At 50.5% G+C, this 25096-nt stretch carries 21 protein-coding genes; 3 read left to right on the top strand and 18 right to left on the bottom strand.

All coding sequences use genetic code 11. The features are described from left to right. Positions 1-3: 3 nt before the first annotated feature. The 12 genes from LOS79_RS28720 to LOS79_RS28665 all read right to left on the bottom strand — a co-directional run bounded on the left by LOS79_RS28720 (position 4) and on the right by LOS79_RS28665 (position 12585). Positions 4-1377, bottom strand: a complete 1374-nt coding sequence (locus LOS79_RS28720) for a DUF6382 and FHA domain-containing protein (RefSeq protein ID WP_315414187.1) — start codon at positions 1375-1377, stop codon at positions 4-6. Further along, complete coding sequence (locus LOS79_RS28715; protein WP_315414186.1) at positions 1374-2696, bottom strand: WG repeat-containing protein; 1323 nt, start codon at positions 2694-2696, stop codon at positions 1374-1376. The genes LOS79_RS28720 and LOS79_RS28715 overlap by 4 nt, the downstream gene beginning before the upstream one ends. A gap of 98 nt (positions 2697-2794) precedes the next feature. After that, complete coding sequence (locus LOS79_RS28710) at positions 2795-3337, bottom strand: A24 family peptidase (protein ID WP_315414185.1); 543 nt, start codon at positions 3335-3337, stop codon at positions 2795-2797. Continuing rightward, on the bottom strand, positions 3337-4098 hold the full coding sequence (locus LOS79_RS28705) for a hypothetical protein (protein WP_315414184.1): 762 nt from the start codon (positions 4096-4098) through the stop codon (positions 3337-3339). The genes LOS79_RS28710 and LOS79_RS28705 overlap by 1 nt, the downstream gene beginning before the upstream one ends. A 2-nt stretch (positions 4099-4100) precedes the next feature. Further along, positions 4101-6767: a DUF5702 domain-containing protein gene (locus LOS79_RS28700; RefSeq protein ID WP_315414183.1), complete on the bottom strand. Its 2667-nt coding sequence runs from the start codon at positions 6765-6767 to the stop codon at positions 4101-4103. A gap of 12 nt (positions 6768-6779) precedes the next feature. Beyond that, complete coding sequence (locus LOS79_RS28695) at positions 6780-7448, bottom strand: TadE/TadG family type IV pilus assembly protein (protein WP_315414182.1); 669 nt, start codon at positions 7446-7448, stop codon at positions 6780-6782. Positions 7449-7473: 25 nt separating this feature from the next. After that, positions 7474-7704, bottom strand: coding sequence for an archaellin/type IV pilin N-terminal domain-containing protein (locus LOS79_RS28690; RefSeq protein ID WP_315414181.1), 231 nt, complete (start codon positions 7702-7704; stop codon positions 7474-7476). Between the two features lie 40 nt (positions 7705-7744). Further along, a complete protein-coding gene (locus LOS79_RS28685; RefSeq protein ID WP_315414180.1) occupies positions 7745-8800 on the bottom strand; it encodes a type II secretion system F family protein in 1056 nt (351 codons plus the stop codon). Positions 8801-8812: 12 nt separating this feature from the next. Next, positions 8813-9631, bottom strand: coding sequence for a type II secretion system F family protein (locus LOS79_RS28680; RefSeq protein WP_315414178.1), 819 nt, complete (start codon positions 9629-9631; stop codon positions 8813-8815). Between the two features lie 11 nt (positions 9632-9642). After that, the gene (locus LOS79_RS28675) at positions 9643-10929 is read right to left on the bottom strand and encodes a TadA family conjugal transfer-associated ATPase (protein WP_315414177.1); all 1287 of its coding nucleotides are present in this window, start codon (positions 10927-10929) and stop codon (positions 9643-9645) included. Continuing rightward, positions 10926-11945, bottom strand: coding sequence for a division plane positioning ATPase MipZ (locus tag LOS79_RS28670; protein WP_315414176.1), 1020 nt, complete (start codon positions 11943-11945; stop codon positions 10926-10928). Before LOS79_RS28670 ends, LOS79_RS28675 begins: the two co-directional genes overlap by 4 nt. Positions 11946-11955: 10 nt before the next feature. Continuing rightward, positions 11956-12585 carry a PP2C family protein-serine/threonine phosphatase gene (locus LOS79_RS28665; protein WP_315414175.1) on the bottom strand — a complete coding sequence of 210 codons (630 nt, stop codon included), beginning with the start codon at positions 12583-12585 and terminating at the stop codon, positions 11956-11958. A 368-nt stretch (positions 12586-12953) separates the two neighbouring features. Between LOS79_RS28665 and LOS79_RS28660 the strand changes: the two genes are divergently transcribed. Further along, entirely contained in the window at positions 12954-13775 is an 822-nt protein-coding gene (locus LOS79_RS28660) for a LytR/AlgR family response regulator transcription factor (RefSeq protein ID WP_315422494.1), read from the top strand. 2 nt (positions 13776-13777) lie between these two features. After that, on the top strand, positions 13778-15127 hold the full coding sequence (locus LOS79_RS28655) for a sensor histidine kinase (protein WP_315414174.1): 1350 nt from the start codon (positions 13778-13780) through the stop codon (positions 15125-15127). A gap of 104 nt (positions 15128-15231) precedes the next feature. Here LOS79_RS28655 and LOS79_RS28650 read toward each other — a convergent pair whose 3' ends face one another. From LOS79_RS28650 to LOS79_RS28625, 6 genes are all read right to left on the bottom strand, one after another. Next, entirely contained in the window at positions 15232-16086 is an 855-nt protein-coding gene (locus tag LOS79_RS28650) for a carbohydrate ABC transporter permease (protein ID WP_315414173.1), read from the bottom strand. A 3-nt stretch (positions 16087-16089) separates the two neighbouring features. Beyond that, complete coding sequence (locus LOS79_RS28645) at positions 16090-17061, bottom strand: carbohydrate ABC transporter permease (protein WP_315414171.1); 972 nt, start codon at positions 17059-17061, stop codon at positions 16090-16092. A gap of 62 nt (positions 17062-17123) precedes the next feature. Continuing rightward, complete coding sequence (locus LOS79_RS28640; RefSeq protein WP_315414170.1) at positions 17124-18542, bottom strand: ABC transporter substrate-binding protein; 1419 nt, start codon at positions 18540-18542, stop codon at positions 17124-17126. Between the two features lie 551 nt (positions 18543-19093). After that, positions 19094-19903, bottom strand: a complete 810-nt coding sequence (locus LOS79_RS28635) for a GNAT family N-acetyltransferase (protein WP_315414168.1) — start codon at positions 19901-19903, stop codon at positions 19094-19096. Positions 19904-20301: 398 nt separating this feature from the next. Beyond that, complete coding sequence (locus tag LOS79_RS28630) at positions 20302-21174, bottom strand: DMT family transporter (RefSeq protein ID WP_315414166.1); 873 nt, start codon at positions 21172-21174, stop codon at positions 20302-20304. A 201-nt stretch (positions 21175-21375) separates the two neighbouring features. Continuing rightward, a complete protein-coding gene (locus tag LOS79_RS28625; RefSeq protein ID WP_315414164.1) occupies positions 21376-22155 on the bottom strand; it encodes a DeoR/GlpR family DNA-binding transcription regulator in 780 nt (259 codons plus the stop codon). A gap of 225 nt (positions 22156-22380) precedes the next feature. On the opposite strand from LOS79_RS28625, the gene LOS79_RS28620 reads away from it, so the two are divergent. Next, a complete protein-coding gene (locus LOS79_RS28620) occupies positions 22381-25035 on the top strand; it encodes a cation-translocating P-type ATPase (protein ID WP_315414162.1) in 2655 nt (884 codons plus the stop codon). Positions 25036-25096: the final 61 nt, after the last annotated feature.

Below are 25096 nucleotides of genomic sequence, written 5' to 3'. Positions count from 1 at the left end.
CCCTCATTCCTCCCAGATGTAATCCGCCCCGGCGTTACCGAAGGATACACGATCACCGCGGTTCAGCTTAAGGGGACTGCCCGGAACCAGCTTTTGGCTGTTAACGAAGGTTCCGGCACTGGAGGTTAAATCGATAATTCTGTATCCGTCCGCCGCACGCTCAATTGCGGTATGCCGGCGGCTGATCGCTTTAAGCGTTTTGGCAAATTCAAAGCTGGATTGCTGGCGTCCGACCGAGGCATCGAAGCGCCCTATTGTAAAAACCTGCCCGATGGAGACGGAAACCGCTATACTTTCAGGAAGCTCACGGTTGCCGATGGAACGGAGCTGCACTCTGTGCGGCGAATCCTCTTCAAGCTCAGTCACATCATTATCCATCTGCTGGCTGTAAGGCCCGCCGCCATAGCTTTGAACAACTGCCGGCTCAGACTGGAGAGGGATATGCTGCGAAGCAATATTTTGCCGGGCAGCGGCTCCGACAATGACTTCCTTAGCTTCATCCTTCTTTTTCCCGGCAAACAAACGGCTCTTCGGCTTTTCCGGTTTTCCGGGTTTCTCAGGCTTTGCTTTTTCAGGTTCATTTTTTTTATTGAATAAGGAAAGCTTCCATTTATCCGGCTTCGCAGCCTCTGCACCGCCAAAGGCGTTACCGTCAAGATTGATATGAATATCACCATGCTCACCGGACAGCCCGGAAGGGCTGGACGGCTTCTTCCAGGGTTCATTCTCCGGCATTCTTTCAGGCTGCCGGACAACAGCCTCCTGCCGGGGCACCTGCACCTGCTCAGCAGCAATCGGTTTGGCAACAGGAATACTTGATACATGTGCAGCAGGCGTATCGGGCCGCAAGGAGTCTTTTAACATCTGCAAGAATTGTTTCGGATTAAAGCTTTGCATAAGCGCTCTCAGCACCTGATTCTCCAGCAGGGTATCTGTCACCGGAAAGTTCTTTGCCAGCTCTCCCGCCATAGTTCTTAACCCCTCATAATCGGCAGCCGGACGGACAGAAGGGATATATACGAAGCTGACCACTTCGCTGATTTTGTCGTAATATAAATATTCTGTCTGCAGTACAAAGGAGAACGGATTCATGAACCAATCGTCACAATCCAGCAGCGGCGTAAGAATAGTTGACCATAGCTCCACATACTCCCTCGGGCTGCGGGTGCCATAAAAATATTGAAGCCGGCTCCGTGTGCCCAACTGATAGGTTAGTTCAATCTCCCCGTCTATACTGCGGGTCCGAAAGGGCACAATGAACTCCGGAGCAGCATGCTGAATTGTGTATAACGCTTTGTGATCCAGCTCCTGCTCAGGTATTCTAACCGTAAGCATTGACCCTGTTAGATCATTTTTGCTCTGAATATCGTATATCACAGGCTCACCTCTTCCTCATATTCAAGCAGAGTGATAAACTGCCAGCCGCTCTCCGTCTTAACCGGGGCACTTCCATCTGCGAAGCTCTTCGCTCCCAGATACTGCGGCTCAATGACAACCTTGCCTGACAGGCTGATATACCCCCATTGCTCTCCTACCTTGACAGCGGCCAGATGCTGGCTGAACGAGTATGCATCATCGAACGTCTGGCCGAACTGTACCTTGCCTTCCGTATCAATGAACTGCCATTGCCCGTTCTTCTTGACTGCAGCATATCCATTCTCTGAAAAGGGCCGGGCATCCTCATAAGCTTCCGCCAGCGGCTTTCCGTCAACAATCAGATATACTGCGCCGGATTTACTCGCGAACACTGCGTTCTGGAAATAGCTCCGGCCCAGCTCATCAGTGATAATCTCATCATATTCCGCCGGCACCAGCCATTCAGAACCCGTGTCTACAACCCCCCATTTCCCGTTCACCTTGGCAGCGGCATAACCGTTGGAGTACATCCCGATGGCTTCAAAAGCCGTGCTTCCGATCGTGAACTCTCCGTTTGCCCGCCTCCATTCCTCTCCGATTCGCAGAGGGATACGCTCATTCCCGAAATTACCAAAATCAGCAATTTCCTCATGGAGCAGAATCAGACGGTTGTTGTTGTTGTCAATGCCGTACACCTCTCCGTCCTTCTTAACAAAAGCGCGGTCTGTACTGAATGTGCTGATCTTGTCATACTCACAGGGAATAACCAGATTACCGGCAGCGTTCGCTAGGCCCCAGAGACCTTCACGTCTGACCTGAATCTTCCCGTTACTTGTGGCAGTGACCTCCTCATACACGGAACGGCCCAGCTCCACTGCATAGCGGTTCTCTTCGTAGAGTGCGGTAAGCTCTTCACTCCCGGTTTTGAGTACTCCCTGCTTGAGCACGGCCAGCGCAGCAGGCAGATTATTGTCGCCGAGCTCATATTCCGCAGCTTCTTTGAACACCTCGGGTGTGGCGCTGCTGCGGCCCATTTGCTTCTCCAGTACCTTGGAGTAATTACTGCTGTACACATACTGCTTGCTCAGCTTGAATAACTGGAGGTAAACCTCCTTAAGGAGATTCTCGGCTTGCAGTGTATGTGACGCATTGTAGCCGGCTGCTTCCTCCAGAAGCGGGACCGCAACGATGTACTCTTTGTCGGTGATATGCTCTTCCGCTTGACGGATAAGTACGGACTGTTTATCAGCATCGGATTCTGAACCTAACGCAGCAGCCCAAGAAATGAGCAGCAATATAACAAAGCCGAGTCCGAGCAGCATACGGTTAGCTTTTTTCACAAGGGCTTACCTCCTACACAAGATACCCCACAGAGTAGGGCTTTGGCTTCGAGGATGACTCAGGTACTTTGCAGGGACCCCGAAACATATAAATATATTTATAAAAAAATTGCCAGCAGCACGCCGATATACAAAAACGGGGCAAGCGGTATAGCATCCTTGCGTCCAATCCGCTTCAGCAGAACCAGAACAAGTGCGGTGAGTGCAGACAGTACAGAGCCATAGAGCATTGCCGGGAGCACGTTGCTGAAGCCCAGATACAATCCGAATGCCGCCATAAGCTTCACATCACCGCCGCCCAGACCTTTCCGGCTGATCAAGTACACCAGCAGAAACAGGATGCCGCCCAGGCCAAACCCTGCAATAGCATTCTTCAGCGAACTTAATGCGCTCTCTGTGTTCACAAACAGCTGTGGAACCATAATCATGACCCATGCGGCAAGCATAGCCACGATATACTCGTTAGGAATGCGTTTCGACCGCAAATCACTCAGCGCAGCAGCGTAGCCGAATCCAATAAGCAATTCGTAAGCAAGCAGGGTATAGGCATCGTATTCGGGCCCGTGGATCAGCCACAAGGCTAACCCCAGCACCGGTATGCCCAGGTAAGGGACAACAGGTTTAAGCTTATGTATGTTCATCAGGGTCCTTCCTCCAAGCCTTCACCGCTTCCGCCCAGCCAGGCCTTGGTCTTGACACTTTGTGTCACGCTCAGCTTCGGGCCAAACGGCAGCGGCAGAGCTCCAAACTTATAATCAATGTCATAGCGGACGACGATTTTGATATCGCCGTTCTTGTCCAGCCACTGGGTATCGTTATTACCTAAATGCTCAAAATCAGTAAGGCTGAAATCATAGAACGTAAGACCATGAAGACCGTCCGTCACGTTAACACTCTTCAGATACTCATCCCCGGACATCGTACCGTTTCGTAAATAACGGCCAACCAGCGGGCGGACAAGGTCTTTGACTAATGCACCCTTGCCTTCGTTCAAGGCAAAGTTAGACATAATTCTGATTGTTTCCTGCGGATTGGCAAGGGTATTCTCTACCCACCCGGAGGCACGTTTGAGGGCTGCCTCACCGAATTCCTCTACTTCTCCCGGTGAGAGGCTGTTCATGCCTTCAATAATGCCGTTGATATCTGTCTTGAAGGCATCGGCTTCCTCGCGGAGGCCATCCGCATTCTCATCAAGCTTCATAATATGCTCCGCCATGCCGGTTACTTCCAGAGGATAGCTGGCAATCGACAGCGTCTCAGCTGCCTGGGTAAGCGCATAATGGACCCGGGCCTGCAGGGTAACGATATTCACAAGGCTCAATATAGAAGTGACCAGGAGCACAAAGAGCAGAAATGTTCCGATAGTTTCAACTACGATGTACCCCCGCTGATCTTCCTTCATGGCTAGTACCCCCTGTAGTCCGTAACGTTAATAGGAAGCGTCTTCGGCGGAACCACACCATTAACACCCTTCTGGGCAAACGGCATGGACAGGAACAGCATTCTTAAATCTACTGTCGATTGTATACTGAAGCCGGTAATAGCCTTTTGAAGATCAAAGAGCTCCGCACCAGCCATGGCAGCCTCATCAGCCTCCAGTCCCAGCTTCTTGTTGGTCATATTCAAGGAGATCAGATCCGCCGTCCGGGCGGCAAGCGTGTCCCCGTTCACGAATAACAGGTAGAGCTTCAAATAATCGCTGTAGCTCAGGCCCTTCTCATCATTTTTAACGGCTATAGTATCCTCTTGCTTACTTAACGACACGGCTGTACCTTTGCCCTTCGGCTCTGCAAGTTTACTGATTAACCCCTTCAGGCTAAAGGTCCAGTCAGCCGAATCCATCTTCAGCAGGACCACTTTTTTATTATTTCTCAGCCGGGACAGATCGTACGCCGATTCACATAATGCATATCCAACCCGTGCCAGCTCGCTGATAAACACCGCAAACGGCGGCACTGCTGTAAACATCGCTTTGATCTCCAGTATCTCCGCCTTAACCTCAGGCACGATGAATGTGGAAGTATAGTTAAACACAAAGCGCACCAGCAAGGTTAATCCCGCGACAGCCTTCAGGTTAGCGGCGGCGTTACCTGCGTCGCCATGAATGAGATATTCCTGCTCTGACTTGTAGAAATAATTGATATCCTTCCCCAGCGGGGCACCAGACATGGTTATAGGATCCTCCTCAAAACTCGTAGTCCAGTTTGAGAACATTTCGCTGTCATAGGTCAGCAAGAGGATTTTATCGCCGACCTTCCCCATGGCCTCACCGATTTGGCTGAAAATACTGCTGCCCAGCGCCTCTCTTGTCTTCTCCATGCCCACGCCTTCTTCATCCCAGTTCCCGTCGGTTCCGAATGAGGCCATCTCATCTGCTCCGGTCCCGGGAGTACCGAATGAGCCCTGACTTTCACCACTTTGCGGCTTGTAATATTCAGCACCGGGATCAGGATCATAAACCAGTAGTCCTTCTAAAAAATCCTGCACCTCTCCAATGATTCCCGTAATATTATCCGTAGCGTTATCTCTTTGCTGCTGGGTCGAGCCCGAACTGCTTGTATACCACAGGCTTAAAACGCTATAGAACCCCGGGTTATCCGTACTGGAGAAGACCGGGCTCTGGAACAGGACGAAGCCTCGCGGCACCGGGTACCGGTATTGGCTGCTCCCCAGCCCGGCTAATGGAGTAAGCGGATCGGGACGGCCAGGATTCAGCCTGTTAATTATTTCAAAATCAATATCATACTCTGCAATCGCACTCAGCATTTGCAAGTTTTCCTTTGAGATCCTAGGAGAATTAGTTGCTATATTCCCGTAACTGACTTCATCAAGCTTGGCTATTACGCTATCTATATAAGGACCGTCCTTGGCTTGCATCGCCTCCGCCATCTTCTTCAGCTCGTACTTCAGCAGACTGCGGTAATCTGCAACTAATAAGCCCATTTTCCTTTCTAACTCTTCCGTGCATTCCCCGCTGTTCAGCTTCTGGTCCAGCTCATCCACAAGGCGGGACAGCTCTTGCTTCTTGATATCAGCTTCTGTACATTTCTGAACCAAGATATCCAGCTTATCCTTATAGGTCTTTAAGGAGGACTTGCCGTCACCAATGGCAGCAGTGAGGCCATTACTGTGGCGGCTGCCCAGCCAGCTGCCGGAAGTAGCCGGGGTGGCCGGAACAGCGGGAATGGCAGGAGTAGCCGGAACGCCTGGTCTTGCAGGAGTACCCGGTCTACCGGGACTGCCCGGGCTGCCGGGAGTGCCGGGCTGCCACTGGGTGAGTACTGTTCCGCCCGCAATGAGCGCCCTGATATTACTTTTTATCGCGTTATATTTGTGTTCATGGTCAGCTGCCGCCTCTGTGTCACCGGCATTGAAGCTGCCTGTATAATCACTACGCGTGCCCCTCAGCATCTGCAGTTGCTGGTTAATTTCGTCCAGAATGTTATTTATAGAGCCGAAGGCTTTGTCTTCTGCGGTCTGATAACCGTTAATCTCCTGAATCAGACTGAATATCTGTCTGTACAGCTTATCGATCTCGCCGATTTTGCTGTCAATCTGCATTTTTATGTCGATCGCTTCCGCGTCATGCTTCACCTTCTTGAAGCTCTCGATTCTGTCCAATATATCCTGAACAATAACTACCGGAGCACGGTATTTGGCATATTCCTCAATCTGGCGCCGCAGCACCTCAACATTGCGGAGATTCTGCTCCCTCGCCGGACTGACAACCGCCGGCTGCAGGTTGGACCCATAGAACAACTGGAATGTGCCGGAGCCTGTTTTCTTCCAGTCCTCTCCGAACACCGTAACCTGTATATATTCATCCAGCATGCCACCCAAAATCGGATCATCCTGCATGACTCCGAATACGCCGTACAGATCCTGAAGCATTGCCTCATAGCTGGCCAGCACTGAATTGGCAGCAAGTTGATTAGCATCCTGAACAATACTTTTGGCCGTATAGATCCGGGCCAAGTCCACTGCCGTGCCGCTGACCAAGATCGCCGGTATCAGCAGGAGTGTCACAAACACTGTTACCGCAGCATTACAATCGCGCAGAAACCTTTGCATCCCTGTTCTCTCCTATATGCCAAGAAATTCATTGAATTTGCCTATAACTTCGCTTACCTTCTGGAATACTTCATTTGTTGAGATTTCATATTTTTTATCTATGTATTTGACAAAGCCATCTGCTAAATCCATATTGCGTACAAACTCATCGCCATTTTGTACAGTAGCCGTAGATGTTACTGTAACGGGAAGTTCTGTGGGAAACCCGATGAATGATAAATTAACAGGCATAGGTATAATCTGGGTAGCTGTCACAACAATTTCTTTGTAGACAATGTAATTCGCAACACCGTACTGGACGGTGAGTGTCCCCTTCGGGGAGATAATTCCCCGCTTCCCGGCATTCTTGACTATAGTCTCTGCCTTTCCGGAGGCTTCTCCGGAGAAGAAGGACTTGACGGCAGCAGCATACACGTTATCTAGTTGACTCCGCTTCGTTTTCCACTTGTAATCCAGCGCTTGCTCATCATAGGTCAGCCAGGTATCACTGCGTTCGGTAGCAATAGCCGTAGCTGCAATCTGGGTGGAGCGCTGCAGTACAGCTCTTGTAGGCAAATACATCGCCAGCAGTACTAGTGCGGCAAAAATCATAATCATAACAGGAAAAAGGATGGCCGCTTCGACCACCGCATCTCCCTTGGTATCCTTCCAAAGGCTTTTCAGGTTTTTCAGAACGGCCACCTCCTTTAATTAATTTCAAAGCTAATTATTTAATACCTTCGATACCATTACCTGCACCTGTTATTTTTTCCCACAATTTCTCAAGCCAATCACTTAGACTGCTCCAAAGAAATACAATTGCAAGTACCGCTACAAGAATCAATAACACTGCCACTACCACCCCAGACAGTCCGCGCTCGTCTTCCTTGAAGCTGCGGATACCCTCCTTAACTGATAGGTAAGCGGATATCGAATAATTTCTGAATGTTTCCATCATAGGTTTATCCTCCTTTTCATTTGGGTTCTATGTACTTACGCTATAGAACATTAAAGTTCATAGCGACTGGCACCATAAGCATTACAAGGATGGCAAGAAACAGCAGCATCGTTGGGATCATCAGCTTGGAGTTGGCCTTCTCAGCGTCCCGCTTTGCCGTATGCCGGCGCTCCTGCCAGGCTTCCTTGGCCATTTGCTTCAGCAGAAATCCGATTTCGGCATTACCCTTGGACAAGTTCTGCATAATGGCTGAAGCAAGCTTGGCTGTCTCTTTCGTGTTGCAGCGGTTAATGAAGTTGCTGTAGGCCAGCTCGGGGGTAACCAGATTATCCAGCTCCTCTGAGGTTCTGCGCATTTCCTGATATAGTTCGGATTCCTGGCTGGCAGCCGTTTCCTTCCATGCCCTGTCCACAATCATGCCTGATGTAACCAGCAGCGCCAGCTTGGAGACCACATTGGGGAACTGCCTGGCAATGGCTGCCCGCCGCTTATTGACCTGGTCGCTTACTTCATCGTACAGCGCATATACCAGGAACAGTACCAGCAATGTTCCGACTGTTAGCACCGCCAGACCGCCGGTCGTGTTCCCCATACCAATAGCCATTGCTCCGATAGAGAGCGACAAAGACACCCCGATAATCGGGAAGGACAGCAGCTTGGCCAGCAGCTGTTTGGTCTTGTTGGCTGCATGCTTTTTGCCGTGCAGCTCAAAGTTCTTCAGCAGGATTGCTTTGTGCACTCCTCCGCGTCCGATAGCCTCAAATTTACGCTGCAGGACATAGCCTGGCATAATAAATATGTTAAGGCCTTTCAGATCACCGTTTTGCAGACGGTCGCTATCCCGCTTCAGCTTGGCAATCTTCTTATCCGAGTTGCCGCCGAGAAGTAATCGCATCACTGCTCCGGCCAAGCCGTGATACTCTGCCAGCTTACCGGCATTCGCAAGATCCTTCCGGCCAAGCTTCTCCGCCGCATTCCGGTTATCGAGTACTTTATTGTAGGCTGCAGCGATCCAGTCCTCCTTAGACACCATTGCCAGCAGAACAAACCATACAGCTGCAAGAAGCGTCGCCAGAGTCATCACGATAATCAGCAATTCTGTCTCCTCCTATAGCTTGACGTTACTGAACTTACGGGCCATTGCGAAGCTGATGATGAATACGATCAGCCCTCCGGTTGAGACAAGACGTCCCATCCCGGTAGTGTATATCGCATCCATGAACCCCGCACCGGCGTAACCGATAACGCCCAGCACGACCAGCGGCATCAGCAGCATAATATTGACTTCCGATTTGGCTGCAGTCATCAGGGTATCAATTTCCATTTCAATTTCCATCTTGTCAGAAATGATCTGCTTGGTTTCCCGGACAATCTCATCCGTTCTGCTTGATTTCCCTTCGATCGTAGCGTAGATGGAGGCGAAGCTGAACACATCCTCAAGCCCGCAGCGCTCTGCAAAGTCGGTGAACGCTTCAGACAACGGCACAGCATTATTGAACTTGCCGATAATAATCTCAAGCTCTGTAATAATGTCACTGCTCTCCGGATAGATGAGCAACAGATCTTCGCGTGCACTCTGCAGGGCCTTAAGCGGCGGATTGCCCGCCCTCATCGCTACTGAAAGTGCTTCAAGCAGGTCGAAGAATTGTACGCGCAGCTTATATCTGCGCTTCTTGACCGCACCCTGCGCAGCCAAAAAGATGTTGACGGTACCGAATAGCACTCCGCCTATAACAGACAGCAGGATGATTTTGTAGAATATGAACAGTACAGCCCCGCCTGCAGTAAAGCCAATTAGAAATGCTGCGATGTGATCGAGTGTTCCTGATGGAGTAACGGTATAGTCCGGCGCATACACTCGTCTGCCTTGCTGCTGATATTGCACCCCGTGCGTGTTCTCTGAGGGAACGAAAATATTATTCTCCACAGCATAGTCTCCTATATGACCCGGTCGATCCCGGCATTTTCGAGTTTTTGAGTATTTTGCATTGGTTTATCCGTACGGACAAGCGAGCCTACTACTTTGTTTCGGGCACTGTCGTTTGTCTTCGTTTCCCGGAACTCGTATAACACATTCGTCATAATTCGCCGGTTCTCCGGGTCATAACCTAAGATTTCCACGATTTCAACCGTTTTGCGGCTCTTATCCCGCAGGCGGGAGAGGTGGATAATAATATCTACAGCAGAGGAAATCTGCTGCCGGATCGCCTCCAGCGGCAGCCCTTCTGCTCCCTGAAGGACCATGGTCTCCAGCCGGCTGAGCATATCGAAGGTCGAGTTGGCATGCCCGGTAGAGAGGGAGCCGTCATGGCCTGTATTCATCGCCTGCAGCATATCCAGCGCCTCTGCTCCGCGGACTTCCCCGACCACGACCCGTTCCGGCCGCATCCGCAGTGCAGACTTAATTAAGTCCCGGATGGTTATCGCCCCTTTGCCGTCCGGGCCTGCATTGCGCGTCTCCAGCCGGACCAGGTTATCGATATTCTTAATCTGCAGCTCCGCCGAGTCCTCGATCGTGATGATCCGTTCATCACGCGGAATGAAGTTGGACAATGCATTAAGAAAGGTGGTCTTGCCACTGCCGGTTCCTCCGCTGACGAAGATGTTGTATTTGCATTTCACCAGCAGCTCCAGCACTTCAGCAATCTCGGGTGTAATGGAGCCGTACTGAATCAGCTTCTGGACGGTCATTGCCTCTTTGGGAAAGCGGCGGATCGTAACGATCGGGCCGTTCAGCGCAACGGGCTGCATGACCACGTTGACGCGTGAGCCGTCATCCAGCCGGGTGTCGACAATCGGTTCGCTTTCATTAACTTGCCGGCCAGCCATGGAGACGAACTTGGCAATAATAATCTCAAGCTCGCGGCGGCTTTCGAACTGGCGTTCATCCTTGTAGAGCCTCCCGGCTTTTTCAATGAAAATATCCTGATAGCCGTTGATCATTACCTCTGTTACATCGGGATCGGCAATAATCTGGCCAAGTACCCCTAAGCCGCGTATTGCTTCATATACAGCACCGGCGATCAGCTTCTTCTCTTTGAAGTTAAGCGCCGCAAGCTCACGGAATGCTTCAGGGCTGTTTGCCCGCGCCCAGTCAATTTTGTTGTCCAGTGCCTTCGTAATCAGCGACTGAAGGTCTTCGTCGCTCAGAATCGTCAAATCGGCATGATTCTGAATTTCAGATTTCAATACGCCGATCAAATCGTTACGGATTTTATCGCTCATGCATGCACTCCCATACCCTGAAGGGTACAACCTGAAAGGGTCTTATACACATCAACGGTGTCCCCCAGCTGCACATAAGGCAGGCTGTACATCACTTCGATAGGAAGCTTACCAAGCTTGGCACCCTTGTTGGCTACAAGCCTTGTTTTGGCCCGGATCCGCTCAAAGACATTATGCTGGGCAAGGAACTGATCCAGCTTCACTTGGGCTGTGCGGGAATAGTCGGTGACAAGCAATACTTTGTCAGCAATGTCCATAAGCTGCCTGGTCCGTTTGTCGCACACACTCGGCAGGTCAATGACAAGTTCATCCACCCCTTTGGCACAGGCTCTGGCCAGTACAACGATGTCCTCAACCGTCAGCTCATTCATATCATCATAATTTTCCGGCGGCTGAAAGTAGGTAATACCTGAACCGTTATCCTGCTGCCTGATGCTCTTCAGCAGAATTTCAAGATTGCCGTCAATCCGTTCAAAGGCTCTGCTAATGCTCTTTCCTGTCTCAGCGAAGTATGCAAAAGTACTCGAGAAATACTCCAGATCCAGATAGGTCACCTGTTTGCCGCCGCCGACTCTTTGGGCTGCATAAGCAAGGGCAACCGTTGTTTTGCCGGTTCCGCCCGCCGGGGACCAGACTACCGTTATATTCCCGCTTCCAGAGCCGAAGCCGCCTGTCACAGAGGCAACTTCAGCATATTGCTCCAGCAGATCTCTGGTAATCTCGGAAATGCGCTGATATTTACGGATAGGCCGCAGGCTGCTGTCCGTAGCAGATTCTGCTGAAGCTCCATCCCACACCATAAGCGGGAGCCGGATGTTCTGCAGATTCGCACCGGCAGCCAGCGACGGCTCGAGCAGTGCAACATCAAATTTACGTCTTTCGAGCATGTCGTCAAACAAAACTCTGGAGGTACATACGGAAACTTCAAACGTATCAGCGTGCTTCTCAGCCAGAACAGCCGACAGATGCTCGGTATAGTCTCCGTCACTCAAGGCTACAAGCAGTTGAATTTTCATAATATATTCCTCAACTTTCTATTTTTACGAACGCTACGGATATATTGTCTTCCTCACCATGCTCAATGACATAATTCGTTAGGACTTTAATAGTCCTTTGCATGGATTTCCGGTTACTGAAATTCGTATGTGGAGTAAGCAAATCTGTGTTGAGCCGCTTATAAAGTCCGTCTGAGCACAGCAGAAATACCTTGCCGGGAGCCGTTCCTTCAGCGTAATGCAATACAGGGTTGCTTTTATGGCCAATATAAGAAGTCAGCCTGCCTGTATCGGAAACATCATCGGCCGTCAGCTGCATCAGCCCCCGGGCCTCACTAAGGCAATAGATCCGGCTGTCCCCGGAATGAACAATACAATACTGTTCTTCAATCAAGAGCAGCGCCGATAGTGTTGTTGCTGTATTCAGTCCCTGACTGCTTGCCAGATTCATTATGTAAGTATTGATTAATAAGACCTCATCCCGCATCCGGAGACCGACACGTTCCGTATGGCCGAGATTGTTAAACCACCCGCTAAGCAGCCGTACCGCACTTGAGCTTGCGACTCCTCCGTCCGACATGCTTCCAACCCCATCACAGACTACTGCGAGCAAAGCTTTTCTTCCTCCGACAACCCGTTCACAGACGACCAGACTGTCCATATTCGACTTTCTTCTGTTCTGAAGACTTACGGCTTCGTATATGTAGGCCATATTCACTATACCTTTGCATTTACATGTTCAGCCCCGGCTACACCTCAACACATAAGCCACAGGAAAATACAATGATATGCAGGTCCCTCCTTCATTCGACAATTAGACATAATAAGAATTTATATCATAATATGTAAAATAAAGTTATGTAATGACGTGAAAAACAGGTAATATCAGCTGTAAAGTAGGCTAATCAGACTACTTGTAACTGTACTAGTGAAAATTATAACAAATGCATTTATGCGAATATATACATCCGGTACATACGGTTAAATAAGGGTGCTATCTTGAATAGTTCGTTTTTTGTCATTTTTTCCATGCTGTTTGTACCTTCTTTTTACAAATATAGATTGAATAAATCGTGGGAATTCATTACAATTTATTCATATATCTATCATATAGAAAGTACTATAACGGTGATGCTCATGCTGGAATTTATCATTTGTGAAGACAACGAGATTTATTTGGAACTTATTGCAGGCTGGGTCAAAGAAATCCTTACGGAGCTGTCCATTCCGGGACATATTGCTCTGGCCACTGATGATCCTGTGAAGGTTGCCCCTTATATCACCCAAGGATCAGGGAATGTATTCCTACTAGATATCAATCTGAACACCAGTACAAACGGGCTAGATCTGGCAAGACAAATCAGGGAAACCAGTACTTTGTCCTATATTGTCTTCATAACAGAGAATAGCCAATATTTGCTCGATTCCTTCCGAGTACGGCCCTTTGATTACCTCCCCAAACCGGTTGCCTGGAATAAGCTCAAGCAATGTATTGCGGACATTCACAGGCACCACACGGATCACAGCTCCGCCGCTCTACCGGCTGAAGACTTCATCGAAATCAAATTCAGCACCAATATACACCGGATCAAAAAAACAGATATTATCTTCATTGAGAAATTCAGAAATAAATCGGTGATCCATACTCTTTACGGCGATGTCACCTGTTATCTGTCACTGGATTATTTTGAAAGTAAATTGACGGATACAGCCTCCTTTGTGCGCTGCCATAAGAGCTATATCGCCAACAAGCTTCATATTAAAGAGGTTCGCTTCAACGCGCTGGAAATTGTTTTTCAATCCGGAGATATCTGCGGCATTGGCAGAAAATATAAACAAGGGCTGATCTAGTAATGACTGCACTGATCCTATCCAGGTACATCATTAATTTTTTGGACGGTTTGACCTATTGTCTGCTAATTGCTGTGCTTATTCCTATTAAACGTGATTTTGGCAAGATCGTACTGTTCTCCGCAATTACTTCGCTCCTGTATGGAACCGACTTTTATCTGGTATATGTTGTTTTTCGCGAGGCCGAATTTGTCCTGCCGATCCTTTCGACGATTCTTGTTTCTATTGTTGTAGTTTCAGTTGCTTCCATGCTTTTTAATTTAGGCTACAAGAAATCCATTATTATTTTTTTCCTCTTTCAGCTGGCGACGATTCTCTCGGCCTTTTGCGCGAAGATTGTATTGTATTTCTTCAGTATCAGTATAGATATGGAGAATGTATTTACATTTATTCTGGGCAACGCTTTGAACCTGCTGACGATCTGCGTCATATTCATTGTCATTTGGCTCGTTAAACCTGTTGTCCGTTTCTCCGAAGATATCCGCAATAAATACTTTATGTTTTTCTTCGTTAACCTTTTATTTTTGCTGACGACTTTGTCGGCGGTGCTGAGAATATATGAGAAATCCGAGCTTATATACGGAATGAAGGATTCGATCTTTATGGGCAGCTTCTTCGCCCTGACCGTCATTTATTCCCTCTTCATGTTGTTCTTCACCCTCCGGGTGCTGAAGACAGATAATTTCGAGGAGGAGCTGGGGCTGCAGAAATTTTACAATCAGACGCTGGAGACGCTGACCGGGGATTTACGCAGATTCAAGCATAATTACGATAACTCCCTTGCAGTCATTTATGGCTATGCGAATAGAGGAGAGGTGGCTGAACTAACGCGTTATATCGAGGAAATCACTCACCAGCAAGTAAATAACCATATGGGCATGCTTAGTCTGATGAATATTAAAAGCACCGGCTTAAGCACCATACTGTCGACAAAACTAACAAAGGCCAGCGAAAGCGGCGTTGAGGTTTCGGTATATATCTCCGACCAGATTAATGAAATCAAAATGCGAGTCAGTGATCTGTGTGAGATCGTAGGCATTCTCATGGATAATGCGATAGAGGCCGCAGCAGAAAGTGCAGAGAAACGGATCCGCCTTGAGCTGGGCAGTGTTAACGGCGAGGTCCGGCTGAATATAATTAATCATATTCCCGCCTCGGTTAATATTCAGCATGTCAAAGAAAAGGGCTGGTCCACCAAAGGAGAAGAACGCGGGCTGGGGCTGTGGATTGTAGATAACCTGATCCGAAAGTATTCCAATGCTGTACTTAATTCTTCCGTATATGAGGGATTATTCATGCAGGAACTGATTATTACCAATCATGAAAGCTCTTTGCTCAAAAATAACTTTTAAGTACATAGATTAATAAAAGCCTGCCGGCTGCTGCATACAGCAGTAACCGGCAGGCTTTTATTCGGATGGAATCCGGATTACTTATTCCAAACCCCTTCCCCAGTCTATTCCTTCACCCCGCCCAGCGCCACACCCGCAATAATATAACGGGATAACAGGAAGTACACCACGAACAGCGGCAAGGCCGTAAGCGACAGCCCCATATAGATCGAACCGAACTCCATCTTGTAGATGTCCCCGCGCAGCAGGCTGACCATGATCGGCATAGTATATTTCTCTTTCTGCGTCAGCAGGATCAGCGGCATGAACAGGTTGTTCCAGTTAGCTACAAAAGCGAAGATTGCCTGCGTTGCCACAGCCGGCATCATTAGCGGCAGGATGATCCGGTTGAATGTGCGGAATTCACCTGAGCCGTCCACACGGGCGGCTTCCACGATCTCTATCGACAGCGTAGCAAGCAAATACTGGCGCATGAAGAACACTACCGCCGGAGCTGCAATGGCCGGCAGAATGAGCGGCAGGAAGTTGTTCGTCCAATGCAGCTTGTACATGAACTGATAGAAGCCGATGGCGCTGGCCTGCGACGGTATCATCATGACGCACATAATGAAGGTGAAGAATGGGCCGCGCAGCTTCCAGCTGTAAGTTACAAGCCCATAGGCCGCAAGTGACGAGAAATAGACCGTACAGAGCGTTGCTGCGCTGGAGATAATAAATGAGTTCTTGAAGCCTTGAAGCGCATCGAAGCTCTTATCGCGCAGCACCTGCAGGTTGCTCATCATATGGCTTGAAGGAAGCAGCGACAAGCCGCTTTGAATCTCCGGTGTGGAACGCGTTGCGTTTACAAACATAATCCAGAACGGCAGGATGCTGAGTACCGCCAAGAGGATGCAGACCACATAGATGACCGTTTTGCTGATACTCCGGCTAACCTTACCGCTTTCCTGAATTTTCTCCATGTGCTACACCTCCCTCGCAGCTGACTTAGCAGCGGTTCTGTATTTCTGTTTCTGTATTTTTTTCAGTCGTGAGGCGTCACGGTCACGCATGACATAGAACAGCAGGCAGGACAGTATCCCTGAAATCAAGAACATAATCATGCTCGCTGCAGCCGCACGGTTATACATATAGCTGCCTTTGAACGCTTGCCCGTATATGAACATGGACGTGGTAAGTGTGGAGTCATCCGGTCCGCCCGCGAGGAACAGCTGCGGGATATCGAACATGGTCAAACCGCCGACCATTGATGTAATCAGTGTGAACAGCAATATCGTGCGCAGGCTCGGCAGGGTGATGCGGAAAAACGTTTGGAAGCCGTTCGCACCGTCAATGGCTGCTGACTCGAAAAGTGCGGGATTAATCCCCATGACGCCTGCGATCAGGACGATCATGGTATTGCCGTACCACATCCAGAACTGGATGAACGATACGATACCGCGTGCTGTCGTCTTATCCTGCAGGAAGAATATAGGACCATCGGTCCAGCCCAGCATTTGAAACAAGCTGTTTACCGGCCCCATCGGATAAGCAAACAACGTGCTAAAGAGCACCGCAATCGTGCTCGCAGTAATAATATTCGGCATATAGAGCAGAACCTTAAACAACCCTTGGCCCTTAATGTTAAGGCGCCGGTTCGTGAACCATGCGGTCAGCAGGAGGGCCAGCAGCATCTGGGGAACGAAGTTAGTGAGCCAGAGCAGACCGGTATTGAACAGAGACTTCCGGAACGAAGGATTATCGAAGAGCAAATCCTTGAAATTCTGAAAGGGATTATCCAGAATATGAATCGGCTTCGGAATTAATCCCTTCATATCAGTGAACCCGATTACTGCCGTGTATAAAATGGGATATAACGAGAAAATCAGAAAAGCCAACAGAAACGGAAAGGTAAAAATATAACCATATTTCGCATAGCTGACATCTTTGCGGCGCATTGCTCTCACCTCATTCGTTGATATGAAGGGGCGGGATAATCCCCCGCCCCTCCGCTTCCTTCTTATTCGCTTTCAATACCAAGCTGGTCTTTAACCTGCTGCTTGAAGGTTTCAATCGCTTTAGCCCGGTCTTTATTGCCTGCGGTGTATTCACGTACCTGATCACGCCAGAGCTTGTTGATGGTTTCGTCGAACTGGGTCAGATTTTTACCGGATGCATTAGCATTCGCCGGAACGAATACATCGAACATGTTCTGTCCGCCGAGCAGCGGAACTTCACCGTTGGAATTCGACATTACCACAGCAGAAGCCACACTGTCCTTAGTGCCCTGCTCGCCTTCCTTCATCGTACCGTTAGCCCAGTAGTACTGGAGGCCCGTCTCGGAGGAGTCCAGCGTTACCCATTTCACGAAGTCAGCAACCGCTTGTTTCTTTGCATCGTCCTTGGTAACCTCGTTGTTAGCCAGCAGCCAGGTACCTCCCCAGAAGAAGCCTGTTGGCGGTTCAGTAACTGCCCAGTCACCGTTCGTATCTTTCACTTGACCGTTCATGACATAGTTGATGAGCCAGGCGGGACCGAAGAATCCGAAGATCGGCTGCGCGCCGGCACCGGACATATCCGCATACCAGGCTTCCGTCCAGTCTGTAGTATCGTTATGATAGCCGTTGTCTTTCAGCTTCTTGGACAGATCCAGGAATTCTTCACGCTTCGGATCGATATGCAGCTTGCCGTCTACAATCCAGCCCTTGTCCGAGCTGTTCTCGATCGGGTGCCAGATATCGCCGTCGCCGGATACGATACCATAGCCTTTAGCCTTGAGCTTAGCCGCCGCTTCGAAGAATTTCTCCCAGCCTGGTCCTACTTCCGTCTTGATTGCAGCCGGGTCATCCGTTCCGAAGACATCCTTCGCAATCGAACGGCGGTAGATGAAGGCGCCTCCAGTTGCCTGATAACCAAGCCCTTTCAGCTGCCCGTCCTTACTGCCGATATCCACGGAATATTGGGCGATGCCCGCATCCTTCACCAGCTGGTCGTCAAGACCGAGGTCGGCATAGTTTGCTGCGTAAGTAGATGCATCACCTTGCGTATATTTGAGTACAAATGCGGATTCCGCCGCATAGATATCCGGTGCATCCTTGCCCCCGGCACCAAGCGCCTGATCAAGCGCCGGCTGATAGGCGCCGTCCGTAGTTGCGATAACAGTAGTCTTGAACTCTACATTCGCATCCGGATGAGTTTCCATATACTTTTTCGTCATATTCGGAATTTCATCCGTGAAGCTCCAGAGATTGATGGTGACCTTCTCCCCGCTTCCGGCTGCCGGAGCCGGTGTTGCCTCGGCCGCAGTTGTGGCTGCAGGAGCTGTGGTAGCATTCGCACCGGATGAGCTGGAATTGTTGTTTCCGCCGCATGCTGCAAGAGCCGATGACATTACGAGCAATGTAGAAATTCCGACTAACGCACGTTTCATACTTTTCATACTTTGCCTCCCCTTTTTGTTCGTTCCTCGGTTTTATGTAACCGCATTCATATTATAGTTCGACAACTCTTCCAGCATAAGGAACCCCCTATTGGGAAAAATACCACTATTATTGGATTCTACCCAAAACACGTCTTCCAGAGTTTGCGGCGGGAGGGAGGAAACTGGTCTGGTCGGCTGATATCTGCTGCCGCGGAGGTAATTCGACCAATGTATGTGAAAAACCGAATACATTCTGCTACCGCGAAGGTAATTCGAGCAATTGTATGCGAAAAACCGAATACATTCTGCTACCAAGGAGGTAATCTGCCAATTGTATGCGGAAAACCGAATACATTCTGCTACCAAAGAGGTAATCTGCCAATTGTATGTGAAAAACCGAATACATTCTGCTACCAAGGAGGTAATTAAACCAGTGACCTCTGTTTTGCTTGAAGCAAAACAGCAAAAAAACGCCAAGGCATTTATGCCCTGGCGTCCTTATAATCATTTTGTCAGCTTCCAACCTATGCGCGTAGTACCTGTACGGCAACCCCTTCTTCAAACAATACTCAGAACCTGTACCAGAAAATCCGGTAGTCAAAATCATGCACCATCCCGATCGCCTCTGCAATCCGTATGGATCCTGTATTCTCTGGGGTGCAATCCCAGTACGGCTCAATTCCCTGCACCCTGAATTCTTGTAACAGTGCAGCAGCTACCGCTGTCCCGTAATTATTCCGTCTATACTCTTCGAGGGTCTCGATATCAATGGCATGCGTCCGGCCCGCTGCAAAAGCCGAGAAGGCCAGGCTTACCGCCTGATTATCGTGTTCTGCCAAATAGCCCAATCCCCGGTGCAGGAAGCTGTCGGCGGAGTCCCAGAAATGCAGTATTTTCTCCTCTAAAAAAGAATGATTCTCCAGCCGTCCGGATTTCAGCAAGGCCGCATCAATCTTGCGAATAGTTACTCTATCCTCCGGCAATTCTACCGGCCCCCGGATTTCCCCTAAAGTGAACACATGCTGATCGTCCGCCGAAAGATTACGGCTTCTGAATATCTGCCGCAGCGTGTGCTCCCAGGCCTTGTCCGCACCTATTTCCACCCAATGGATGTCCTGCCCCCTCAGCTCCGGTTCAATACGGGTTCTGATGTATTCCTCCAGATTCCAGGCAAATACCGGACTCTGCGCATCGCCTATGAGCTGAAATCCCTGCTGCCCTTGAATCCAAATTAACGCTGCGGCCGGCTCGGCAGGATCATCTGCATATACCCTGCCGGGATTAATCCCGTTAACTATAGCGCGGCATTCAATATTTTTACATGCGTCTGTAAGGTGCTGCACTTTATACAATTGTGATTTGGTGAGTTCGGTAATCATAGTTGCCTCCCTAGCTTCCATTGTCTGATCAACAGCAGCCCGCTTTCACCTGCCATCATCCTGAATCCTTACGGACTCAGGAGACCCTATTATGCCAAAATATCCTCTTTCGCCGGGCTAACGGACTGTAGTGCACTTATCGAAGCTCCGGAGGGCATTTTATGAATAAAATCCTCCATATAACTGCGCTGATGTCCGTTAGCCTGCCAAAAAGACACCTGCTACTGCATATAAGGTCCGCTCCGTCCGCAGTTTCCAATATTTATAGTATTGCAGACAGTCCTCTGAATTTACAATATGAAATGTTGCCGCCATTCACCGCTCCGCCGAAACAGCAATAGGGCCGCCCTCAGCTTGAGGACGACCCTATTCTTACCGCGGCAGCAGCCGCTGCCCGCTTATTGCTCCCGGATGACTAACAGCACGCCTGCAAAGATACATACCGTACCCGCCCAGAAGGATAAGCCAATCTGTTCCCCCAGCAGCAGCCAGCCCAGAAACGTGCCGACAACCGGCTGGAAAAAGAAAAACAAACCGCCGCTTGAAGCCTTCAGCATCTGCAGTCCGCGGTTCCACAGCAGAAAGCCGCAGGCCGTAGAGATAAATCCCAGGTACAGAAGTCCGCCCCAAATCGACGGATGCAGCACAGCCGCAGGATCAAGCCCGGGCAGCCGGCCGATTGTGAACGGGGTAAGCAGGGCAACAGCGACGAGAACCGCGTAGAAGGTGACGACAATTTGAGAGTATTGTCCCGGCACCTTTTTGATTAGCACCGACATCAGCGCCCAGGTCAGCGCCGCTGCCAGCAGCGATATACCGCCAAGCTGGAAGGATGGGTCAATGCCGGCATTGCCGACGATAACCCCCACCCCAACGGTGGCCAGAACAATAGAGAAGGCTTTACGGAATGTAATCTTCTCTTTCAGGACCATCCGTGCAAACAGCACCATAAATGCCGGTGTTGTAGAAGTAATCATCGCACCCATTTGCGCCGTGGAGAGCATCGTGCCAATCTCCTGGGTGACAATCGACAGGGTATTGCCGATCAGTCCGATCAGGACAATCAGCAGTATATCCCGTTCCGCAATCCGCCAGGACTGCCGGGTCATTACCCCGATCAGCAGCAGTGCAGCAGCGGCAATTACATAGCGGATCCATACTAATTCGAGCGGCGGCACAACGTCCACCACATGCTTTACAACCACGAACATTCCGCCCCAGATGCTGGCGGCCAGCGATAAATATAACGACCCTAATAATGTATTCTTCAAGTTGTACCCTCCGTTTGTTTAGACACGCTTTGTCCTTAACGGAGTTGTAGTTTTCTGCCGTTAAGGGAGAAGAACTACTGGTACATCATTCTCAAACCGCGGTGCAGACATCATCTGTAATCAGCTCGCTTTCCTAAGGTAATTCCATTTATTTTATACGATAATGGCGGATTAGGACATCCTTATTTCTCCGGCAAAAGCTCACCGGGCCATCCACCGGGTACCGGACTGCTCCAGCCGGTCCTTCCACTCCTCAGGCGGCTCAAGCTCCGAAATCACCACATCCACATTGTCGAACCCGCATATTTTGGCCAGCGACCGTTTATTCCATTTAGATGAATCCGCGAGCACCACAGACAGGTCACACTGCTGAATCCATTTGCGCGTTAGCACGGCTTTTTCATAATCATAGCTGGTGAACCCGTGCTCCACCGATAAGGCATCGACCGTAACGAAGGCTTTATTGACGAACAGATCGGACATGCCTGCCTCAGTAAAAGCGCCCGATACACGCAGATGCTTCGCGCTCACGACGCCGCCGAGCATAATGATTTTACCGTCGAACTGCTCCCGTTTCTGAAGCTCAATTAAGGCCATCATCGCGGAGATCGAACTTGTCAGGACCGTAACCCCTGTTCTCTGCCCGATATACGGGATCATCTGCAGCGGCGTTGTGCCTTCATCCAGAAAAATCACATCATGGTCATCTATCAATGTAAACGCCAGGTAGCCGATCTTCTCCTTCGCCTCCTGGTTAATGCATGACCGTTCAACCAGCGTCGGCTCTGCCTCTGTCTTCGGCTTGATCGCCCCGCCGTATACTTTTTTGAGTTTGTTGTCTTTCTCCAGCTCATCCAAATCTCTGCGGATCGTTTCTGAGGTAACCTCGAACATACGCGCCAGATCAGCAGCAGTGACCTTACCGTATTCATTCAGCAGATTCATAATACTTAGCTTTCTTTCTTCACCCGCAAGGGACATGACTTAACCTCCTATTTGGTCTCCGCTGCCCTGCTCTCAACATACCGGCAATCATGACATTATTCGCGGAATATACGGTTATTCCTGCTTAAGCACGGGTATATTCCTAAGAGTAACTATAGCATCGGCCAGGCCGCTGCAGGAAACCTTGTTGAAACTTGCCGCAAATTCTCACGTAGATTTGAACCATACAGACAAGAAAATACCGGAGAGGAGCACTATCTGATGGAGTATTACCGCAGCAGTATAGCAGACACGCTTGAGGAAGTCCAAAGCTCAGCCAGCGGGCTTACGTCTGCTGAAGTGGACAACCGGCTGGCCAAGGAAGGCTACAATGAATTAAAAGGCAAACAGAAAGATCCGCTCTGGAAGCTGTTCCTGGAGAATTTCAAGGATCCGATGGTTATCGTGCTGCTGATTGCGGCTACGGTTCAGATTGTACTGGGACATGTAATGGAATCGGTTATTATCTTCGTAGTCCTGCTGCTGAACGCTGTTATCAGTGTAATCCAGACCCGCAAGGCGGAAAGCTCGCTGGATGCCCTCCGCAAAATGTCCGCTCCCGAAGCCAAGGTACTCCGGGACGGTAATCTGCTCTCCGTACCGGCAAGGGAGCTGGTGCGCGGCGATATTGTTCTGCTGGAGGCCGGTGACTATGTACCCGCTGACGGGCGGGTAATCGAATCCGGGAGCCTGCGGATTGACGAAGGGATGCTGACCGGTGAATCGGAAGCTGTCGAGAAGCATATCCAGCAGATTGCCCAAGAGGCACCGCTGGGCGACCGGCGGAATATGGCGTTCAGCGGCTCACTGGTCGTCTACGGCCGGGGAACGCTGGTGATTACCGGAACCGCACTCGGCACCGAGCTCGGGAAGATCGCCGGCCTGATCGAAAGTGCAGAAGCGAAGCAGACACCGCTGCAGCGCAAGCTGGAGAGCTTCGGCAAAAAGCTGGGCATCGCTGTCCTGCTGCTGTCCGTGCTCATCTTCTCGATTCAGGCAGCGCGTGTATGGCTCTCAGGCGATACAGTGGATACGACCGAAGCCATTCTGAATGCCCTGATGTTCGCTGTGGCCGTAGCTGTAGCTGCCATTCCCGAAGCCCTGTCCTCTATCGTAACGATCGTCCTCTCCGTAGGCACCAATAAGATGGCCCGGCAGAATGCGATTATCCGCAAGCTGCCCGCGGTTGAGGCACTCGGCTCAACCAGTGTAATCTGTACGGACAAGACCGGTACCCTGACCCAGAATAAAATGACGGTTGTCGATTATTTCCTGCCCGGAGGACCGCAGGAGCAGTTCAGCCTGCAGGCGGATGAATGGTCGGAGGAAGCCCGCAAGCTGCTGCATATTGCCGTTCTCTGTAATGACTCCAATATCAATGAAGAAGGCAAGGAGCTGGGCGACCCGACAGAGGTTGCACTGATCGCGTTCAGCAACAGCAAGGACAGGGATTACCGGGAGATCCGCGATAACTTCCCGCGGGAAGCGGAGCTGCCGTTCGATTCGGAGCGCAAGCTGATGACGACACTGCATACCTTCAGCGGCCAGAAAGCGCTGCTGACCAAAGGCGGCCCGGATGTGCTCTTCAGCAGATGCTCCCGTGTCCTGCTGGACGGCCGCGAGGTTCCGCTCACTCCCGAAGTGCTGGAGCGCTTCACAGAAGCGAACGAGCAGTTCTCCGCCAGAGCCCTGCGGGTGCTGGCATATGCCTACAAGACTGTGCCGGATACATTCACTGAGGTTGGTCTTGAGGATGAGCAGAACCTGGTGCTGGTCGGCCTGTCGGCGATGATCGACCCGCCGCGCGAAGCGGTATACGGCTCCATCGCCGAATCGAACAAGGCCGGCATCCGCACGATCATGATTACCGGGGACCATAAGACCACAGCCCAGGCAATTGGCCGGGACATCGGACTGATGGCGCAGCACGAGATTGCCGTCACCGGCCAGGAGCTGGATGCCATGTCTGAGGAGGAGCTGGATGAGCGGCTGGAGCAGATTGGTGTCTATGCCCGCGTCTCTCCCGAGAACAAGATCCGGATTGTGCGTGCCTGGCAGCGTAAAGGCAAGATTACAGCCATGACCGGAGACGGTGTCAATGATGCACCGGCCCTGAAGCAGGCCGACATCGGCGTGGCCATGGGCAGCGGAACAGATGTCGCGAAGGATTCAGCAGCGATGATCCTGACCGATGATAACTTCGTCTCCATAGTCAACGCCGTAGCTGTAGGCCGGACCGTGTTCGACAACATCAAGAAGGCCATTGCATATCTGTTCGCCGGCAATCTGGGCGCGATTATCGCCATCCTGTTCGCGCTTATCTTCGACTGGATTAACCCGTTCACGGCGATCCAGCTGCTGTTCATTAACCTGGCGAACGATTCCCTCCCAGCCATTGCCCTCGGGATGGAGAAGGCGGAGCCGGATGTCATGAGCCGCAAGCCAAGGGATATTAATGAAGGCATCTTTGCCGGAGGCATGATGCAGGCTGTCATCACCCGCGGGCTGCTGATCGGGGTTGCCGTCATTATCTCCCAGTATATCGGGCTGCAGCATTCCGGAGAGATGGGTATCGCCATGGCCTTTACCACACTGATTCTGGCACGTACCCTGCAGACCTTCGCCGCCCGCTCCAACAGCCAGACCTCGGTGGAGGCCGGTTTCTTCAGCAACAAATATGTAATTGGCGCCGTTCTGGTCTGCTTTGCTTTCTATGGCATAGCCGTCCTGCCCGGGGTCAGAGAGATCTTCTCGATTCCCGCCGCCTTCGGCATGGATCACTGGCTGACCGCAGCCGGCCTCGCATTAGCCGCTGTTATTGTGATGGAGCTGGCGAAGCTGGTCCGCCGCGTCTTTAAGGTGAAGCAGCCTGCTTAAGCCGGATCATTCAAGAAGCCTGCCTGCCCGGAAGTACGGGTGTGGCGGGCTTCTTGGTTTT

It is taken from the genome of Paenibacillus sp. MMS20-IR301, assembly GCF_032302195.1.
Classification (GTDB): domain Bacteria; phylum Bacillota; class Bacilli; order Paenibacillales; family Paenibacillaceae; genus Paenibacillus_AQ.
This window is presented reverse-complemented; position numbering and strand designations above follow the sequence as displayed.

Coding starts and splice junctions, on each gene's coding strand:
- LOS79_RS28710 (WP_315414185.1), bottom strand. CDS start 3,337: ATGAACATACATAAGCTTAAACCTGTTGTCCCTTACCTGGGCATACCG.
- LOS79_RS28705 (WP_315414184.1), bottom strand. CDS start 4,098: ATGAAGGAAGATCAGCGGGGGTACATCGTAGTTGAAACTATCGGAACA.
- LOS79_RS28700 (WP_315414183.1), bottom strand. CDS start 6,767: ATGCAAAGGTTTCTGCGCGATTGTAATGCTGCGGTAACAGTGTTTGTG.
- LOS79_RS28690 (WP_315414181.1), bottom strand. CDS start 7,704: ATGATGGAAACATTCAGAAATTATTCGATATCCGCTTACCTATCAGTT.
- LOS79_RS28675 (WP_315414177.1), bottom strand. CDS start 10,929: ATGAGCGATAAAATCCGTAACGATTTGATCGGCGTATTGAAATCTGAA.
- LOS79_RS28670 (WP_315414176.1), bottom strand. CDS start 11,945: ATGAAAATTCAACTGCTTGTAGCCTTGAGTGACGGAGACTATACCGAG.
- LOS79_RS28665 (WP_315414175.1), bottom strand. CDS start 12,585: ATGGACAGTCTGGTCGTCTGTGAACGGGTTGTCGGAGGAAGAAAAGCT.
- LOS79_RS28660 (WP_315422494.1), top strand. CDS start 12,954: ATGCTGTTTGTACCTTCTTTTTACAAATATAGATTGAATAAATCGTGG.
- LOS79_RS28655 (WP_315414174.1), top strand. CDS start 13,778: ATGACTGCACTGATCCTATCCAGGTACATCATTAATTTTTTGGACGGT.
- LOS79_RS28650 (WP_315414173.1), bottom strand. CDS start 16,086: ATGGAGAAAATTCAGGAAAGCGGTAAGGTTAGCCGGAGTATCAGCAAA.
- LOS79_RS28645 (WP_315414171.1), bottom strand. CDS start 17,061: ATGCGCCGCAAAGATGTCAGCTATGCGAAATATGGTTATATTTTTACC.
- LOS79_RS28640 (WP_315414170.1), bottom strand. CDS start 18,542: ATGAAAAGTATGAAACGTGCGTTAGTCGGAATTTCTACATTGCTCGTA.
- LOS79_RS28635 (WP_315414168.1), bottom strand. CDS start 19,903: ATGATTACCGAACTCACCAAATCACAATTGTATAAAGTGCAGCACCTT.
- LOS79_RS28625 (WP_315414164.1), bottom strand. CDS start 22,155: ATGTCCCTTGCGGGTGAAGAAAGAAAGCTAAGTATTATGAATCTGCTG.
- LOS79_RS28620 (WP_315414162.1), top strand. CDS start 22,381: ATGGAGTATTACCGCAGCAGTATAGCAGACACGCTTGAGGAAGTCCAA.